Genomic DNA, 17805 nt, shown 5'->3' on the forward strand with positions numbered 1-17805 from the left:
GACAAACAATTTATTTGCATACAGATTCGATAGGGTGGACATTATATTTGACAGTCCTGAGCAGCGAACGCAAATCCCAAAAACGGTGGTAAATCATGGAAACCAATATCGTAGAAGTTGAGAACTTTGTTCACTACACGGATGAGAGGCGGGGCAGTGCCTTTACGCATGAGGTGAAGCGCTATTTAGAACAGTATCCGAACACCCAGTTTATTGATGTCCTCCTGACCGATTTGAACGGCTGTTTTCGCGGTAAACGTATTCCGGTTGCCGGACTGAACAAACTCGAAAAAGGCTGCTATTTCCCAGCGTCGGTGTTCGCCATGGATATTCTGGGTAACGTGGTGGAAGAGGCGGGCCTGGGGCAGGAGCTCGGCGAGCCTGACTGTGTTTGTGTGCCGGTGCCGGGCACCCTGACACCGTCCGCCGCGGACCCGGAATACATTGGTCAGGTGCAGCTCACCATGGTCGATGAAGATGGCGCTCCCTTTGACGTTGAGCCGCGGAACGTACTCAACCGGCTCTGGCAGCAGTTGCGCCAGCGCGGTCTGTTCCCCGTGGTAGCGGTAGAGCTGGAGTTCTATTTACTTGATCGGAATCGCGATGCCGAGGGCTATCTGCAGCCACCCTGCGCGCCGGGCACCGACGTGCGTAACACGCAAAGCCAGGTCTACTCGGTTGATAATCTCAACCACTTTGCTGACGTGCTGAACGATATTGATGAGCTGGCGCAGCTGCAGTTGATCCCCGCCGATGGCGCAGTGGCTGAGGCCTCGCCGGGTCAGTTTGAAATTAATCTGCACCATACGGAAAACGTGCTGGATGCCTGTGATGATGCGCTGGCGCTAAAACGTCTCGTCAGGCAGATGGCAGAAAAACATAAGATGCACGCCACGTTTATGGCGAAGCCGTATGAAGAGCATGCGGGCAGCGGGATGCATATCCACATCAGTATGCAAAACAACAGAGGCGAAAACGTGTTCGCGGACGCCAGCGGCGAGGATTCCGCGCTGCTGAAACGCGCGCTGGCCGGGATGATCGATCTGATGCCAGCGTCCATGGCGCTGCTGGCACCGAACGTCAACTCGTACCGCCGTTTCCAGCCGGGAATGTATGTGCCGACGCAGGCGTCATGGGGACACAACAACCGCACGGTTGCCCTGCGTATTCCCTGCGGCGATCGCCATAACCATCGAGTCGAATACCGGGTGGCAGGGGCAGACGCGAATCCGTATCTGGTGATGGCGGCGATTTTTGCCGGCATTCTGCACGGGCTGGATAACGATTTACCGCTGCAGGAAGAGGTTGAAGGCAATGGTCTGGAGCAGGACGGACTGCCGTTCCCGATTCGTCAGAGTGATGCGCTGTGGGAGTTTATGCAAAACGATCGCCTTCGCGAGCGGCTGGGCGAGCGTTTCTGCCACGTGTATCACGCCTGCAAAAATGATGAATTACTGCAGTTTGAACGCCTGATTACTGAAACAGAAATCGAGTGGATGCTGAAAAACGCCTGATAACGCGCCCCGGTAAGGGGCCGCTTTGTTTCATCTCATACGTATCACCATACGGCCTGCGCGGAGCCTGGCCGAACTGTTCGCTGGCACGCCAGCTATCTCCCGGGAGTCGCGTTATGGAGCGCAGGCGGCACAGGGACTTTCTTAACGACACTGTGTGACGAGGTAGGAAATGATGCAGATGTTCAACTATCCGCAGGGCGAAGGGGGCCAGTCAGGCTTCCATGGTGAATGCGAGCCAGAGACGGTGCGCTGGTACGGTCGCGTTTGTTCTTCACAACTTCCCCCTTTGCTAAGCAGGTTTGCGTTAAGGTCAACGCGATTGCAAACCACGGTAAGCATGGGGGGGACGGTGTATGGCGACTAACACGTCTCTTGACGCGCCGGGCATGGCCGGCAGAACCCGACTGCGCAGTTCTCTTAAGCTCTGGCAGGTGGTGATGATGGGGCTGGCTTACCTCACCCCCATGACCGTGTTTGATACCTTCGGTATTGTGTCCGGTATCAGCAACGGCCACGTGCCCGCCTCGTATCTCCTGGCGCTGGCTGGCGTCATGTTTACCGCCATCAGCTACGGTAAACTGGTACGGCAGTTCCCGGAAGCGGGCTCCGCGTATACCTACACGCAGAAATCGATTGGACCCCACGTGGGCTTTATGGTCGGCTGGTCATCGTTGCTGGACTATCTCTTCCTGCCGATGATCAACGTGCTGCTGGCGAAGATCTACCTTTCCGCGATGTTCCCTGAGGTCCCGCCGTGGGTCTGGGTAGTGGGGTTTGTGACGATCCTGACGCTGGCGAATCTGAAGAGTGTTAACCTGGTCGCCAACTTTAATACCCTGTTTGTGCTGGTGCAGGTCGCGATTATGGTGGTGTTTGTCATCCTCGTGGTGCATGGCTTGCACAAGGGAGAAGGGGTCGGCACCGTCTGGTCGCTGCAGCCGTTTATCAGCGAGAACGCACATCTGATCCCTATTATTACCGGCGCGACCATCGTCTGCTTCTCTTTCCTCGGTTTTGATGCGGTTACCACGCTTTCGGAAGAGACGCCAAACGCGGCACGGGTCATTCCCAAAGCCATTTTCCTGACCGCGCTGTACGGCGGGCTGATATTCATTATTGCCTCGTTCTTCATGCAGCTCTTTTTCCCGACCATCGCGCGCTTTAAGAACCCGGATGCCGCGCTGCCGGAAATCGCACTGTACGTGGGCGGTAAGCTCTTCCAGTCGGTGTTTTTATGTACCACCTTTGTCAATACACTGGCTTCGGGTCTGGCCTCGCACGCCAGCGTCTCGCGGTTATTGTATGTGATGGGGCGTGACAACGTCTTTCCGGAGCGGGTGTTTGGTTATGTGCATCCGAAATGGCGTACCCCGGCCCTGAACGTCATTATGGTGGGGATAGTGGCCCTGTCGGCGCTGTACTTTGACCTGGTGACCGCAACGGCGCTGATCAACTTTGGCGCACTGGTGGCGTTTACGTTTGTTAACCTCTCGGTGTACAACCATTTCTGGCGGCGTAAGGGGCTGAACAAAACGTGGAAAGATCGTTTCCACTATCTCCTGCTGCCGCTTATTGGGGCGGTAACGGTCGGCGTGCTGTGGATAAACCTCGAAGCGACGTCCCTGACGCTTGGCCTCATCTGGGCGGCACTGGGGATCCTTTACCTGACATGGCTAACGCGCCGTTTCCGAAAACCGCCTCCGCAGTTTGAAGCCGGTAAGATAGAGCAGGCCTGGGATTCCTGAACGATAAACGGCACCAGTACGCTGGTGCCGTTTAGGTCGCTCGTGCGTCTTACCGGACATCAGCCCGCACGTTTATTATCTCAAACGTTGATGAAGACTTGCCCCCACCAGCAGTGCGGCACAAAGCATCAGGGCGATAAACCCGCCCACGCCGTTCCAGCCGTAGTGATGCCAGAACACGCCGCCCAGCGTCCCGGCGATGCTGGATCCCAGGTAATAGCTAAACAGGTACAGCGACGATGCCTGTCCTTTGGCTCGACGCGCGCGCGGGCCAATCCAGCTGCTGGCGACCGAGTGCGCGGCGAAGAACCCGGCGGAGAAGAGCAGCATCCCGGCAAAAATCAGCCACAGTGAGGAGAAGAGCGTCAACAGCAGGCCGAGCAGCATTACCGCTGTGAAGACCAGCATGACCGGCCCGCGGCCGAAGCGTGCGGTCATCGCCCCGGCTTTTGGCGAACTCCACGTGCCGGTGAGATAAGCCACAGAAAGCAAACCGACCATGGCCTGATTCAGATGCCACGGCGAAAGCATCAGGCGATAGCCAATATAGTTAAACAACGTGACGAATGACCCCATCAGCAGGAAGCCCATCAGGAACAGGCGCGGCAACCCTTTATCACGCCAGTGCAAACGGAAGTTAATAAACAGCGTTTTCGGGCGCAGAGAAATCGGGCGGAAATGGCGTGATTCCGGCAGGATTTTCCAGAACATCAGTGCAGATGCCAGCGCGAAACACCCGATAACCGCCAGCGCAATACGCCAGCTAAAGAAGTCCGTAAAGACCCCGCTCAGCAGACGCCCACTCATGCCGCCAATTGAATTCCCGCTGATGTACAACCCCATCGAAAAGGCAACGAAGCTCGGATGGATCTCTTCGCTGAGATAGGTCATCCCGACCGCGGCCACGCCGCTGAGCGACAGCCCGATCAGCGCGCGCATCACCAGAATGCCGTGCCAGCTGGTCATCATGGTCGAGAGCAACGTACAGACCGAGGCCAGCATCAGGGCAGTGACCATCACCGATTTACGGCCAATGGCGTCGGACAAAGGGCCGGTAAAGAGCAGGCCAATTGCCAGCATCGCGGTTGAAATCGAGAGCGAAACGCTGCTGCTGGCGGGCGATACGCCAAACTCATGGGAGAGAACGGGGAGGATCGGCTGAACGCAGTAGAGCAGGGCAAACGTGGCCAGACCGGCCGAAAAGAGCGCCAGGGTAACGCGCATAAATTGGGGAGTACCACGTTTAATGAACTGAACCGGCTGCGATGCTACGGGTAAATCATTGATATCGCTGGCCGGAGAGATATCAATGGAGGTTGTACGACTCACACAGTTTCCTTGCTTAAACATCCCCGTGATTTCGGGTGACGGGTATGACCACACGATCAGGGTAGGAAAATGTAAATATTCTGTCTAATATATTAATTATCTCAAATGATACTTTAAAAATATGAATATCGAACTGCGTCATCTTCGCTATTTTGTCGCCGTTGCTGAGGAGCTGCATTTTGGCCGCGCGGCGGCACGGCTGAATATCTCTCAGCCCCCGTTAAGCCAGCAGATTCAAATCCTCGAACAGCAGGTGGGCGCGCGCCTTCTGGCCCGCACCAACCGCAGCGTGAGCCTGACGGCGGCGGGTAAGCAGTTTCTGACCGACAGCCGACAAATCCTGAGCATGGTTGATGACGCCGCCGCCCGTGCAGAGCGGCTTTACCTCGGAGAAGCCGGTGAGCTGCGAATCGGGTTTACGTCGTCCGCGCCCTTTATCAGCGCCGTCTCCCAGACGCTTTCCTCATTCCGCCGCCATTTCCCGGATGTGCATATTCAGACGCGCGAAATTAATACCCGCGAGCAAATTGCACCGCTGAATGAAGGCGCACTGGATTTGGGGTTGATGCGGAATACGCAGCTGCCGGACACGCTGGCGTGGCAGGTGATTCTGCATGAACCCCTGATGGCTATGATCCCCCTTGACCACCCGCTGGCCTCGCGTCCGGCGGTATCGCTCGCAGAGCTGGCAAAAGAACCCTTTGTCTTTTTTGATCCTCAGGTCGGAACGGGCCTGTATGACGACATTCTGGGACTGATGCGTCGCTACGATCTTGCTCCGGTTATCACCCAGGAGGTGGGCGAGGCGATGACCATTATAGGGCTGGTCGCCGCCGGACTGGGGGTCTCTATTCTTCCTGCCTCCTTTAAACGGGTACAACTGCGCGAAATGCGCTGGGTTCCCATCGCCGAAGAGGATGCCGTTTCCGAGATGTGGCTGGTCTGGTCAAAACATCGTGAACAGAGCCACGCCGCGCAGCGCTTCAAACAGCAGTTAATCAGCGCTTCAGGTGGGCAAAACCGGTAGGGAAAAGGGATAAAAATGTGCGGTAAATCACAGAGCTAAGTAAATATTTGACGACAGCTATGGAAGTGCTTCACCATAGCCCAAAGTTTATTTCGAAGCTCGAAAATAAGGGAGTACGAGGTGGTTGCTGATAGTCAGCCAGGGCACATTGATCAGATTAAGCAGACCAACGCTGGCGCGGTATACCGCCTGATTGATCAGCTTGGTCCGGTTTCGCGTATCGATCTTTCGCGCCTGGCACAGCTGGCACCTGCCAGTATCACCAAGATTGTCCGTGAAATGCTGGAAGCGCACCTGGTCCAGGAGACGGAAATTCAGGAGCCGGGCAGCCGTGGCCGTCCGGCGGTCGGGCTGGTGGTTGAGACGGAAGCATGGCATTACCTGTCACTGCGCATCAGTCGCGGGGAGATCTTCCTCGCGCTGCGCGATCTGAGCAGCAAACTGGTGGTGGAGGATCGGCTTGAGCTGCCGCTCAACGCGGAACAATCGCTCCTCGATGCCATTGTCTCCCATATCGATAACTTCTTTATCCGCCATCAGCAGCGGCTGGAACGCTTAACGGCAATCGCTATCACCATGCCGGGCATTATTGATACCGAAAACGGCATCGTGCACCGCATGCCGTTTTACGACGATGTCAAAGAGATGCCGCTGGGAGAGGTGCTGAAAAACCATACCGGCGTGCCGGTCTATATTCAGCATGACATCAGTGCCTGGACCATGGCGGAGGCCCTGTTTGGCGCGTCGCGCGGTGCGCGTGATGTGATTCAGGTGGTGATCGACCATAACGTTGGGGCGGGTGTCATCACCGACGGGCGTCTTCTTCACGCCGGGAGCAGCAGCCTGGTGGAAATCGGGCACACTCAGGTCGACCCATACGGGAAGCGCTGTTACTGCGGGAACCATGGCTGCCTGGAGACTATTGCCAGTGTAGAAAGCGTGCTGGAGCTGGCGCAGGTCAGGCTCAGCCAGTCCATGAGCTCCTCGCTGCACGGCCAACCCTTAACGGTCGATTCCCTCTGCGCCGCCGCGCGTCAGGGAGATTTGCTGGCGAAGGATATTATTACCGGGGTGGGGAATAACGTTGGCCGCATCCTGGCGATTATGGTGAACCTCTTTAACCCGCAAAAAATCCTGATTGGCTCCCCGCTCAGCCAGGCGGCGGAGATCCTCTTTCCGGCGATCTCGGCCTGTATCCATCAGCAGTCGCTTCCCGCCTACAGCAAGAATATTGCGGTGGAAAGCACCCAATTCTCTAACCAGGGCACCATGGCGGGTGCGGCGCTGGTCAAAGATGCCATGTATAACGGCTCGCTGCTTATCCGCCTGTTACAGGGTTAACTCTTTTCCGCAGATGTACGAAAAATTGCGCTATCTCAAGCCGGGTAGCGCACGCATCCCGTAGACTTCCTCCACTGAATTATTTACCTGGTTTATATTTTCGAAGCATACCCAAGAGGTGGAGTGAGTCATGCTTAAGCGTTTCTTTGTTACTGGTACAGATACCTCTGTCGGCAAGACCGTCGTATCCCGCGCATTGCTGCAGGCGCTTGCAGCAAGCGGTAAACGCGTGGCAGGGTACAAACCGGTCGCAAAAGGGAGTAAAGAGACGCCAGAGGGATTGCGTAATAAAGACGCCCTGGTGCTGCAAAGCGTCTCGTCGCTGGAACTGCCTTATCAGGCGGTCAATCCCATTGCCTTAAGCGAAGAGGAGAGCAGCGTGGCGCACAGCGGTCTGATTAATTATCCCCTGCTGTCCGACGGGCTGGCGAACCTGAGCGAGAAGGTTGATCACGTGGTGGTCGAAGGGACGGGCGGCTGGCGCAGCCTGATGAATGATTTGCGTCCGCTCTCTGAGTGGGTCGTCCAGGAACAGCTTCCGGTGGTGATGGTGGTGGGTATCCAGGAAGGGTGTATCAACCATGCGCTACTGACAGCGCAGGCGATTGCCAATGACGGCCTGCCGCTGGTGGGCTGGGTGGCAAACCGTATCAACCCGGGCCTGGCGCACTACGCGGAGATCATCGACGTGCTGAGCGCCAAACTGCCTGGGCCGCTGGTGGGGGAGCTGCCTTATCTGCCTCGTGCCGAGCAGCGCGAGTTAGCGCAGTACATCGATCTCTCTGCCCTCGGCGGCGTGTTGGCCGTAGATCGAGTCGTGGCGTAACGTTCGCGACAGCACGGACGCCACCACACAGGCGACCAGTAAACCGGGCAGTAAAACATACTGTCCGGTCATTTCACAGACCATTAGCGCCGACATAATGGGCGCATGCGTGGTCGCAGCAAGTAGCGTTGCCATTCCCGCCAGTCCCAGCAATATTGCCGTCTCAGAACCCGGTAACCACAGCGCGAAAAGCTGCGCAAACAGCATCCCCGTCGCCATGCCGACAAACAGCGTGGGCGTAAACACGCCGCCCGGTGCACCCGAACCGCTGCTGGCCAGTACCGCCAGCAATTTACAGATAAACACTCCGGCAATCACCGACAGCAGCGGCGGGGCGAGCAGAAAAGCCTGAACCACGCTGTAGCCATTCCCCCATACCTTCGGCGTGAGGAGGGACAGCAGCCCGACGATCACCCCCCCCAGCGCCAGCTGCCACGGCGGCGAAAGTTTGAGACGCAGAAACAGTCCGTGGCTAAACGTCATCAGCCACATCAACAGGGGTCCGCAAAGACCTGCCAGCAGACCCATGGCGACCAGCAGGGCATAATCTGTCGCGGTCAGTATGCCGCTCAGATGGACTTCATAGAGCGTGCTGGCGCCGGGTGCCAGCACGCGCGTGGTCAGAAGCGCCACCACCGCCGCAATAACCACGGGGCCGAGTGAGGCCAGCATGAGCGCGCCAAACAGAATCTCTGCAATAAACAGGCTTCCGGCTAAGGGGGCATGATAAGCGCTGGACATCCCGGCCGCGGCGCCACAGGCGATCCAGAGCTTCCATTCAGATTTGGGCGTAAAACGGCGAGCGAAAAAGGAGGCGGCGAGAGCGGCAAGCAGGATCATGGCCCCTTCGCGCCCGATGGCGCTTCCGCTGGCGACGACCAGCAGCGACGCCAGGGATTTTACAAGGCTGGCACCGTAATCAAACTGGCCGTCCCCGGTCTCCAGCGCCTCCATGTAATCGGTTGGCGCGTGAGGCCGCTGGGCGGTCAGTCGTTGCCATCCCCAGAGCAGTACCCCGGCGGCCAGCCCACCCAGCGCAGGCGTCAGCGCGCGCCGCCAGGACGAGAGCGATGCGGCGGCATTCACCAGGCTACCGCTGTCGTTGCTGAGAAGCAGCCACTCCAGCAGGTACATGCTGTGACGAAACACCGCAACGGCCAGCGCCGCCAGCACGCCGGTGACGGTGGCAATCAACAGTCGGCGAAACATCGCCCGGATGTCGGGGTAAGCATGAAGACGTTGCATGGGTCGCGATTACAGGGGAACGATACAATATTGTGGCGGGAAATCGCGGGGTTAGCAAAAGGTATGCGTGCGAAAGCGCCGGGCGAGGCCCGGCCAGAAGGGTTAACTGTCGCTATGAATATTCAGTGCCCGACGCGTACGCCCGGAACTCAGGTACTCGGCAATATAGTCCTGCGAAATCTCACCGTTGTAACGCCCGTCCTCATCCACGATCGGCATCCAGCTGGTATTGCTTTCATACAGACGTGACAACACGACGCGCAGGTTGTCTTCCGCCTTGCCGGTCATGCGGAACGGATGCAGGATGTCGGCACAGGTACCGCTGGCGTTGCGCGCTTCGCGACGTTTCACAAAGCCGAGCGGTTTTCCGTGCTCGTCGACCACGGTAATTGCGCGAATATCATTGTCGTCCATCGTGGCAAAGGCTTCAGGAAGCGGCGTAGAGCTCCGCGCCGTAATGGTCGGCTGCTGGTCGGTGACGTCTCCTGCGGAGACCAGCAGCAGCCGCTTCAGCGTCCTGTCCTGACCAACAAACGAGCCGACAAATTCATTGGCCGGTTTTGCCAGCAGTTCATCCGGGCTGGCACACTGCACGATTTTCCCCTGACGGAAGACTGCGATTCGGTCGCCGAGCTTCAGGGCTTCATCAATATCGTGGCTGACCAGCATCACCGTTTTCTTCAGCTTGCGCTGCATCTCCAGGAACTGGTTCTGGATCACCTCGCGGTTGATGGGGTCCACCGCGCCGAACGGTTCATCCATCAGCAGTACCGGAGGATCCGCCGCCAGGGCGCGGATGACGCCGATACGCTGCTGCTGGCCGCCGGACATCTCGCGCGGATAGCGGCTAAGAAACTTACGCGGATCCATTGCCACCATATCCATCAGCTCTTCGGCGCGGGTTTTGCAGCGCGCTTTATCCCAGCCCAGCATGCGCGGTACAACGGTGATGTTCTCTTCGATAGTCATGTTCGGGAACAGGCCAATCTGCTGGATCACGTAGCCAATATTGCGGCGCAGGGTCACCGTGTCCATCCCGCTGGTGTCTTCACCGTTAATGAGGATTGTTCCGCTGCTGGGTGTGATAAGGCGGTTAATCATCTTCAGTGTCGTGGTTTTCCCGCAGCCGGACGGGCCGAGCAGGACACACATTTCCCCTTCGGGGACGTTCAGGTTGACGTTATCGACGGCCTTAAAGGTCTGGCCGTGCTTCTGTGAAAAGTGTTTGGTGAGGTTTTCCAGTTTTATCATTATCGAATCCCCTTTGGAGTCAGAACCACCTGCAAACGGTGCAGCAGCCAGTCAAGCACAATAGCTAAAAGACAAATCATCAGCGCGCCCGCAATCAACATGCGAATATCACTTCCGCCAATACCATTGAGCAGCAGCAGGCCCAGGCCACTCGCGCCGATTACCGCGGCAATCGCCATCACGCCAATATTCATGACGACGGCGGTACGGATCCCACCGAAAATTACCGGCAGCGCCATCGGGATTTCCACCCAGCGCAGACGCTGCCAGAAGGTCATGCCGATGCCCCGTCCGGCTTCACGCAGCCCCGGCGGCAGGCTGTCGAGCGCCGTATGGGTGTTACGTACAATCGGCAGCAGCGAGTAGAGAAACACCGCCGTAATCGCGGGCAGGGCGCCGATACCCTGACCGATCAGCGAAAAGAGCGGGATCATCAGACCAAACAGGGCGATGGACGGAATGGTCAGCACGATGGTAGCGATGCCCAGTACTGGCGTTGCCAGCCATTTATGACGGACAATCAGAACGCCCAGCGGGACGCCGATGAGGATGGCTAAACCCACGGCCAGCGCCACCAGCCACAGGTGCTGCAGCGTCAGGGTTAACAGATAGTCCCAGTTATCCAGGATGTAGTGAACGGTATCCATAGCGCCTCCTACAGCAACTGTTTGCTACGCAGGAAATCACGGGCGACCTGCTGCGGTGACTGATGGTCGATATCCACCTTCTTGTTCAGCTCGGTGATAACGTCGTTGTTGAGCTGGGCGGAGAGGGTATTGAGCGCCTCTTCCAGACCCGGATTAGCCTCCAGCGTGTCTTTACGCACCACCGGAGTGACCGCATAGCTCGGGAAGAAGCCTTTATCATCTTCCAGCACCTTCAGGTCAAAGCCCTTCACGCGCCCGTCGGTGGTGTAAATCAGACCGGCGTCGACAAAGCCGTCGCGCACCGCGTTATAGACCAGTCCCGGGTCCATCTGACGAATCTGCGGGCGGTCCAGCGTCATGTTATAGGCGGCCTGCAGCGGCTTCATGCCGTCGCTGCGCCCGGCAAATTCCAGGTCCAGGCCCAGCAGCCAGTTTTTGTCCGGGTTGGTTTTACGGATCTGCTCAATCTTCGCCACCATCTCTGACATGGTGTTGATATGTTCCGCCTCGGCGCGCTTGCGCTGCATGGCGAAAGCATAGGTATTGTTCATGTCAGCGGGTTTAAGCCATACCAGACCGTGCTTTGCGTCCAGGCGTTTCACCGTCTCGTAAGACTCCTGCGGCGACATGCGTTTGTTGATGTGGTTAAAGATGATTAATGACGTGCCGGTGTACTCCCAGGTCATATCGATCTGTTTGTTGATCATCGCGTTACGGGAAATCACCGTGGCGATATTGGTTTGCGGCTGTACATGGAATCCTTTCTTCTGTAAATACTGCACGGTCATTGCCGAGAGAATATGCTGCTCGGTAAAGCTTTTGGTTGCCAGGATCAGCGGGGCTGCCATTGCCTGGCTGGTGAAGAGCGCCGCGGCGCACAGCGCCGTCAGGCCGGAAAACAGTCTCATAAAAGCTCCTTGTTATTGTTATTGAGCGAGATGGGGGCTCATCACGCGACCCAGCGCCGCCAGCAGGGTGTCGAGGATCAGGGCGAACAGGGCGGTGGCCGCCGCGCCGAGGATCAGGGTCGGAAAATCGTTCAGGTAGATGCCGGGGAAAATCAGCTCACCGTAGCTGCTGGCACCAATCAGGAATGCCAGCGGCGCGGTACCGACGTTGATGGCGGTGGCGATGCGGATCCCGGAGAGCATGACGGGCCAGGCGTTGGGCAATTCAACCTGACGCAGACGCTGCCATTTGGTCATCCCGATCCCGTTTGCCGCTTCCAGTAACGAGGCCGGAACGGAACACAGTCCCGCGTAGGTATTGCGCACAATGGGCAGCAGCGAAGCAAGAAACAGCGCGATGATGGCGGGCGTATCGCCGATGCCAATCACCACCATCGCCAGGGCCAGCACGGCCAGCGGTGGCAGCGTGTTACCCACGTTGAAAATTTGCATCACATATTCGGCGATACCCCGCGCGGCCGGGCGGCTCAGCAGGATACCGGCCGGAATACCGACCAGCAGGGCAAAAAACATCGACGAGAAAACCAGTATCATGTGCTGTTGCCCGAGATAAATCAGGTCAACCTGAAGCGCCTTGATTGTCTCAAGTCCGATCCCCCAGGTGAGAAGGGCAAGAACCACGATAATCGCGCCAACAAACAGCAGCGAACGTTTGAGTAATGGGTGCATTGCGGTGTGTCTCCCTGTGCGCATGCGTTATAGCAACCACCGGTTGCCTGTTGTTATGCCATGTTTCGGCAGGGGTAATTGACCTATAGCAAGCGTTTGGGAAGGGTTCCAGCGAAGGGGGAAAATCAGTAACCCTATGAAAAGCGTGACAACCTTAAGTCAGGCCTTATGGCGTAAGGGCTGAATATGGCGCAGGCAGAATAGTCCTAAAGCGCAGCCCATAAAGTGACAGGGTCACGTATCACGATGTTCCTGTCACCCTGCCTGAGAGCTTTATCTGCTGAGTAGGGGGCGTACACGGCGAACACGCACTGAGATACTGATAATCGATACGGTCGCGACAACGGAGAGCATCAACCCGAGCGCCAGCATGGCGTTGAAGCCAACCCATCTGAAGAGCAGTAACCCGGCGATACCCCAGGTAATGAACGAGAAAAGGGTGGTTAAGTGGGTTTTCAACTGACTTTTTTGTGCCGCGGTATCTTTGGAGTAATCCCTGCGAAGCATGGCAACCGTGACGGAGGCCAGGGAAATTCCCGCGTCCGTCAGCGTGCCGGTAATGTGCGTCGATCTCACCCGTCCGCCGGAAAGCTGTGTGGAGGTTGAATTATGAATGCCCATCAGACAGCACAGGAAAATAATAATCTCGCGGTTGCTGGTGAGCGCATGGAAATACATCTCGTAGAGAGATACGTCGGTTAATAATATCCCTTCGACAAAAAGGATTTGGCAAAAAACCAGCCTGACGTTATGGATAATGCCCCATATCACGATAAGACGCGCAAGGATTGCACCCGCCACAAAGGAGAGAATAATCGAGCCAAAGAAAATGATATCGCTCAGATCGGTGGAGGAGACTTCGCTGGATAATTGTGAGGTGTTGCCGGTCATATGAGAGGGGAAAAAGCCAAAGGCCCCAAGGGCGATGGCGTTGAGTAAACCTGCTGAGGTCGCCAGCCAGAGAGCAAGCCGGCGATCCTCCTGGTGCGTTCGTTCTTTCTTGAGTTTAATCAGCAAGAATACCTCCGGGGTGAGCTTTGCCTGAATAATCAGGCTAGCAAAGCGTGTCGACGGGCTGTCCAGGATATTGCTTAATTATTATTCCCTCTGGCGACGTTGAGGGTTTAGTAATTAAATAAAATATCCTTACGAAAAGTATTCCAAACTGAAACCTCACGCTACGCCGTTATTTTCATGAGGCGCTTTCGCGGAGGCGTGAAAGCATAAACGTCAACGCAGCCGCACAAAGCAGCACTATGCCGCTCAGGGCAAACGTGCTCTGCCAGCCGAGGCGATCAAACACCATACCGCCCGCCGTTGAACCCAGTGCAATGGCGAGTTGGATCACCGCGACCATTAACCCTCCGCCCGCTTCGGCATCCTCCGGAAGCGTTCGGGCGACCCACGTCCACCAGCCCGTCGGTGCTGCCGTCGCCAGCATTCCCCACAAGCCTGACAGCAGGGCAACAATCCACACGTTATGCCCGGTCAAAATCAACGCGCCAGCGATGGTGGCCATCAGCAGTGGAATCGCTATTAACGTCAGGTAAAACGCCGCGTTCAATACCAGAGAAACGAGAAGGGTGCCAATAAATCCGGCAATGCCGATGGCGAGCAAAATCAGCGATAGCCCGGAGGCGCTGACGTGCGTGACGGTCTCGAGAAATGGGCGCACATAGGTAAACAGCGCAAACTGTCCCATAAAGAACAGGCTGCAGGCTATCAGACCGACGGATACGACAGGCTGGCGAAATAGCCGAAAGACGCCTTCACCTGACGCACCGTTTTTACGCCCGCTCATATTTGGCAGGCTAACGTACTGCCACAGGAATGCCGCGATTGTCACGGGCACCAGACAAAGGAAGGCACCGCGCCAGCCAATGGTTGCACCCAGGTAGCTGCCTAGCGGGGCGGCCACGACCGTTGCCAGCGCGTTACCACCGTTGAAAATAGCCAGCGCGCGCGTGACCTGATGATGGGGAACCAGGCGAATAGCCGTTGCCGCCGACATGGACCAGAACCCGCCGATGGCGATACCGATCAGCGCGCGACCGGTCATATACGTCTGATAGTTCTGGGCGAAGGCAATAATGAGCCCCGAGAGCGCCATCAGTATCGTCATGCCCAGCAGAAGGTGTTTACGATTCATATTCCCGGCAAGCCGGGAGAGGAAGAGGCTGGTCAGTACCGCCAGCGCGCCGGAGATAGCAATGCCCTGGCCTGCAAGCCCCTCCGTCACGCCTAAATCTGCGGCAAGCGGGGTGGCAGGCTCACGGGCATAAATTCCGAGGCAATCAGGACGAATACGCAAAGGGTCATGGCAAAAATGCCTCCCCAGTACGCATGTTCCTCATGCTGTGAAGTGGTGTGGTTTAATGTGGACATCGTCTGATTTCGCGAAGAGAGCCGCCCGTCGAAACGGGCAGCAGGGAGGTTTATTTCAGGCTGTTTTTAAAGAATTGTTCAAACTGAGCGAATGGGATCTTCCCGGCAGCATTGTCGTAGAGATCGACATGGTTGGCGCCCGGGACAATCACCAGTTCTTTCTGCTTGCTGCCGACCGCGTTAAACGCATCTTCGGCGAAATAACGGGAGTGCGCCTTTTCGCCGGTCACGATAAGCGTCGGGATAGCGATCTCTCCGGCATAGCTCAGCAGCGGCATGTTCATGAACGAGAGCGGCATAGTTGCCGTCCATGCGCCGGTTGAGTTGACGGAACGCGCGTGGAAGCCACGCGGCATGCGGTAGTAGTCATAAAACTCTTTCAGCACCGGATTCGGGTTGGCGGGCAAGGCTTCTGGCAGAATACGTTCTGACGCGGTCACTTTGCCGTTCTCGTCAACATAAATGTCATGGCCGCCCTGTGCAAAGGTGCCGTTCCCGGCATCCTTCCAGCGCTGTTCATTCAGGTACTGCAGCACAGCATGGCGATCTGCCGAAGAATAACGATCTTTGCCGTCGCCTACGCCGTGACCCATCGCCCGGCTCATGTCATACATTACGCTGGTGGCGACAGCTTTGATGCGCGTATCCATGGATGCCGCATTCAGCGCCATACCGCCCCAGCCGCAGATCCCAAGGATGCCAATGCGCTTACGGTCGACCTCTTTCTGCACGCCCAGGAAATCAACCGCGGCGCTAAAGTCTTCGGTGTTGACGTCCGGTGACGCGACGTTGCGCGGCTGACCGCCACTTTCGCCCGTCCAGGAAGGGTCGAACGCCAGGGTTACAAACCCTTTTTCCGCCAGGGTCTGCGCGTAGAGGCCGCTGGACTGTTCTTTGACCGCGCCAAATGGCCCGCTGACGGCAATCGCTGCCAGCTTACGGTCGCCACGGTTTTTAGGAAGATAGAGATCGCCTACCAGGGTAATACCGTAACGGTTCTGGAAGGAGACCTTACGGTGGTCAACCCGGTCACTTTTGGCAAAGGTTTTGTCCCAGGTTGTGACCATCGAGACGGGGGCGTTAGGATTGGTGGCTTCTGCATAACTCATGGTTGTCACTCCACTTAATGATGCGCATAGCAGCATCGCAACAGACAGTTTTTGGGTGAATGTTTTCATGTATCGATACCCTGCGGTGTTGTGTTGCGGCCATTATAGTTAGCAGGAATAGTGCTGATTAGAGGCCATAATCTGCTAGAATTAATATCAAATTGTTATGAATTGCGGGGCGTAATGGCGAAGCGAGAAAACTACAATGAGCTGTACCTGTTTATGCAGGTGGTGCGGGAGGGAAGTTTCACCGCGGCTGCGCAGCGGCTTGGGCTGGCGCAATCTGGGGTGAGCCGCTCGGTGCGCGAGCTGGAGGAGCGGTTGGGCGTCCAGCTTCTCGTGCGCACCACGCGTAAGCTGTCGTTAACCCACGCCGGAGAGCAGCTCTATCAGACAGCCGAATCCGCGTTCGATGCACTTGATTCGGGTCTGGCGACCCTCGCACATTATCGTCAGACACCGTCCGGCACGGTGCGCATTAACGCCAGTCAGCACGCCATCGACAAATGCCTGCTGCCAAAGCTCGCCATTTTTAAACAGCGTTACCCGGATATCAGGCTGGAACTCATAAATGAAAGCCGCTTCGTCGACATCATCACCGAGCGGTTTGATGCGGGTGTCAGGCTGGGAGCTGAGGTCAGTCAGGGAATGATTGCGGTGCGCATCACGCCCGATATGGAAATGGCCGTAGTGGCTGCACCGGGGCACTTCAGGCGTTATGGCTTTCCCCAGACGCCAGCTGATTTAGTGGCGCATCCCTGTATTGCCTATCAGTTTGCTGATGGAAGTGATTATCAGTGGGAACTGGTCGAGGACGGGAAAAAAATCACCCATCGGCCAGAGGGGCAGTGGGCATTGTCAGACAGCTATATGGAAGCCCAAGCCGCCCGTCTTGGGCTTGGGCTGGCTTATGTTCCGCTTGAGCTGGTGGCTGATGATCTTGAAAAAGGAACGCTTATCCGGGTATTGCAGCGCTATAGCCTGCGCATGGACGGGCTCTATCTTTATTATCCGCACCGCAACGTATCGCCGGCTTTGAGGGCCGTTATTGATACGCTGAAAATGTAATTTCTGTGAACGTGTTTTTCTTCGACATGTGAACTGCAGGCCCCTGCTTGCTTAAGTCAGGAAAAAAACTTAGGCTAACGTCAAGATCTGCTTGCTCAACAAAGGCTTAAAAATGGAAAAAATAATCCCGGAATATACGGCTGTTGATTTATCCCGTTGGGCAAGAAAGGAGCATTTTGAGGTATTTCAGGGGTTTGCTCAATCGACGTTTAACCAGACTGTGTTGGTCGATATTACCGTGCTGCTAAGCCATATTAAAAACGTTGGCTGGAAGTTTTATCCGACGATTATTTTTCTCGTTGCTAAAATCGTTAACCGTCACCCAGAATTCCGTATGGCCATGAAGGACAATGAGCTTGTCATATGGAATGAAATTCATCCAAATTATACGATTTTCCATAATGAAACAGAGACCTTTTCATCATTATGGAGTCATTACGATGGCGATATACAGCACTTTCAGAAAACCTATTCTGAAGACATGGCTCGCTATGGCGATAAACTTGCGTATTGGCCAAAAGAAGAATCCAGGGAAAATATCTTTTTTATATCCGGCATTCCGTGGGTAAGTTTTACGAGCTTCAGCGTTAGCGTGGCTAATATGAAAAACTTTTTTGCCCCTATGTTTACGCGGTGATGCTGCCAACTTACTGATTTAGTGTATGATGGTGTTTTTGA

The 17805-nt window shown here is 56.2% G+C and carries 15 protein-coding genes and 2 pseudogenes; 8 read left to right on the top strand and 9 right to left on the bottom strand.

Features of this window, described 5'->3' with window-relative positions:
* Window positions 1-95: 95 nt before the first annotated feature.
* From BFV64_RS10370 to BFV64_RS10380, 3 genes are all read left to right on the top strand, one after another.
* Window positions 96-1514 (top strand): glutamine synthetase family protein, encoded by a 1419-nt coding sequence (locus BFV64_RS10370; RefSeq protein ID WP_069602036.1) that lies wholly within the window; start codon window positions 96-98, stop codon window positions 1512-1514.
* A gap of 181 nt (window positions 1515-1695) precedes the next feature.
* Entirely contained in the window at window positions 1696-1881 is a 186-nt protein-coding gene (locus BFV64_RS26130; RefSeq protein WP_418251745.1) for a YmjE family protein, read from the top strand.
* Window positions 1871-3262, top strand: coding sequence for an APC family permease (locus BFV64_RS10380; protein WP_014883631.1), 1392 nt, complete (start codon window positions 1871-1873; stop codon window positions 3260-3262). Before BFV64_RS26130 ends, BFV64_RS10380 begins: the two co-directional genes overlap by 11 nt.
* 75 nt (window positions 3263-3337) lie before the next feature.
* On the opposite strand, the gene BFV64_RS10385 is transcribed toward BFV64_RS10380, so the two are convergent.
* Complete coding sequence (locus BFV64_RS10385) at window positions 3338-4591, bottom strand: MFS transporter (protein ID WP_063308646.1); 1254 nt, start codon at window positions 4589-4591, stop codon at window positions 3338-3340.
* Window positions 4592-4712: 121 nt separating this feature from the next.
* Between BFV64_RS10385 and BFV64_RS10390 the strand changes: the two genes are divergently transcribed.
* The 3 genes from BFV64_RS10390 (at window position 4713) to bioD (ending at window position 7785) form a co-directional block, all read left to right on the top strand.
* A complete protein-coding gene (locus tag BFV64_RS10390) occupies window positions 4713-5618 on the top strand; it encodes a LysR family transcriptional regulator (RefSeq protein ID WP_014883633.1) in 906 nt (301 codons plus the stop codon).
* Window positions 5619-5738: 120 nt separating this feature from the next.
* The gene (gene mlc, locus BFV64_RS10395; protein ID WP_023330287.1) at window positions 5739-6959 is read left to right on the top strand and encodes a sugar metabolism global transcriptional regulator Mlc; all 1221 of its coding nucleotides are present in this window, start codon (window positions 5739-5741) and stop codon (window positions 6957-6959) included.
* 130 nt (window positions 6960-7089) lie between these two features.
* Window positions 7090-7785 (top strand): dethiobiotin synthase, encoded by a 696-nt coding sequence (bioD, locus tag BFV64_RS10400; protein WP_014883635.1) that lies wholly within the window; start codon window positions 7090-7092, stop codon window positions 7783-7785.
* Here the strand turns inward: bioD and clcB are convergent.
* The 8 genes and pseudogenes from clcB to BFV64_RS10440 all read right to left on the bottom strand — a co-directional run bounded on the left by clcB (window position 7720) and on the right by BFV64_RS10440 (window position 16128).
* Window positions 7720-9030, bottom strand: a complete 1311-nt coding sequence (gene clcB, locus BFV64_RS10405; protein ID WP_069602037.1) for a voltage-gated ClC-type chloride channel ClcB — start codon at window positions 9028-9030, stop codon at window positions 7720-7722. The two genes, bioD and clcB, sit on opposite strands and share 66 nt — an antisense overlap.
* A 102-nt stretch (window positions 9031-9132) precedes the next feature.
* Complete coding sequence (gene osmV / locus BFV64_RS10410) at window positions 9133-10281, bottom strand: osmoprotectant ABC transporter ATP-binding protein OsmV (RefSeq protein ID WP_014883637.1); 1149 nt, start codon at window positions 10279-10281, stop codon at window positions 9133-9135.
* Window positions 10281-10928 carry an osmoprotectant ABC transporter permease OsmW gene (gene osmW / locus BFV64_RS10415; protein ID WP_069602038.1) on the bottom strand — a complete coding sequence of 216 codons (648 nt, stop codon included), beginning with the start codon at window positions 10926-10928 and terminating at the stop codon, window positions 10281-10283. The genes osmV and osmW overlap by 1 nt, the downstream gene beginning before the upstream one ends.
* Before the next feature lie 8 nt (window positions 10929-10936).
* Window positions 10937-11836: an osmoprotectant ABC transporter substrate-binding protein OsmX gene (gene osmX, locus BFV64_RS10420; protein WP_045282045.1), complete on the bottom strand. Its 900-nt coding sequence runs from the start codon at window positions 11834-11836 to the stop codon at window positions 10937-10939.
* An 18-nt stretch (window positions 11837-11854) separates the two neighbouring features.
* On the bottom strand, window positions 11855-12565 hold the full coding sequence (osmY, locus tag BFV64_RS10425) for an osmoprotectant ABC transporter permease OsmY (protein ID WP_069602039.1): 711 nt from the start codon (window positions 12563-12565) through the stop codon (window positions 11855-11857).
* A 273-nt stretch (window positions 12566-12838) separates the two neighbouring features.
* Window positions 12839-13582 (bottom strand): YoaK family protein, encoded by a 744-nt coding sequence (locus BFV64_RS10430; RefSeq protein WP_069602040.1) that lies wholly within the window; start codon window positions 13580-13582, stop codon window positions 12839-12841.
* A 175-nt stretch (window positions 13583-13757) separates the two neighbouring features.
* Window positions 13758-14884: pseudogene (locus tag BFV64_RS10435) on the bottom strand (MFS transporter).
* Between the two features lie 116 nt (window positions 14885-15000).
* Window positions 15001-16128, bottom strand: a complete 1128-nt coding sequence (locus BFV64_RS10440; RefSeq protein ID WP_032645247.1) for an alpha/beta hydrolase — start codon at window positions 16126-16128, stop codon at window positions 15001-15003.
* 114 nt (window positions 16129-16242) lie between these two features.
* Here BFV64_RS10440 and BFV64_RS10445 point away from each other — a divergent pair, with 114 nt between their 5' ends.
* Window positions 16243-17127: a LysR family transcriptional regulator gene (locus tag BFV64_RS10445; protein ID WP_032636721.1), complete on the top strand. Its 885-nt coding sequence runs from the start codon at window positions 16243-16245 to the stop codon at window positions 17125-17127.
* A 112-nt stretch (window positions 17128-17239) separates the two neighbouring features.
* A pseudogene (locus BFV64_RS10450) lies at window positions 17240-17758 on the top strand (CatA-like O-acetyltransferase); the annotation flags it as partial.
* Between the last annotated feature and the right edge of the window lie 47 nt (window positions 17759-17805).

The organism is Enterobacter kobei, from assembly GCF_001729765.1.
Classification (GTDB): domain Bacteria; phylum Pseudomonadota; class Gammaproteobacteria; order Enterobacterales; family Enterobacteriaceae; genus Enterobacter; species Enterobacter kobei.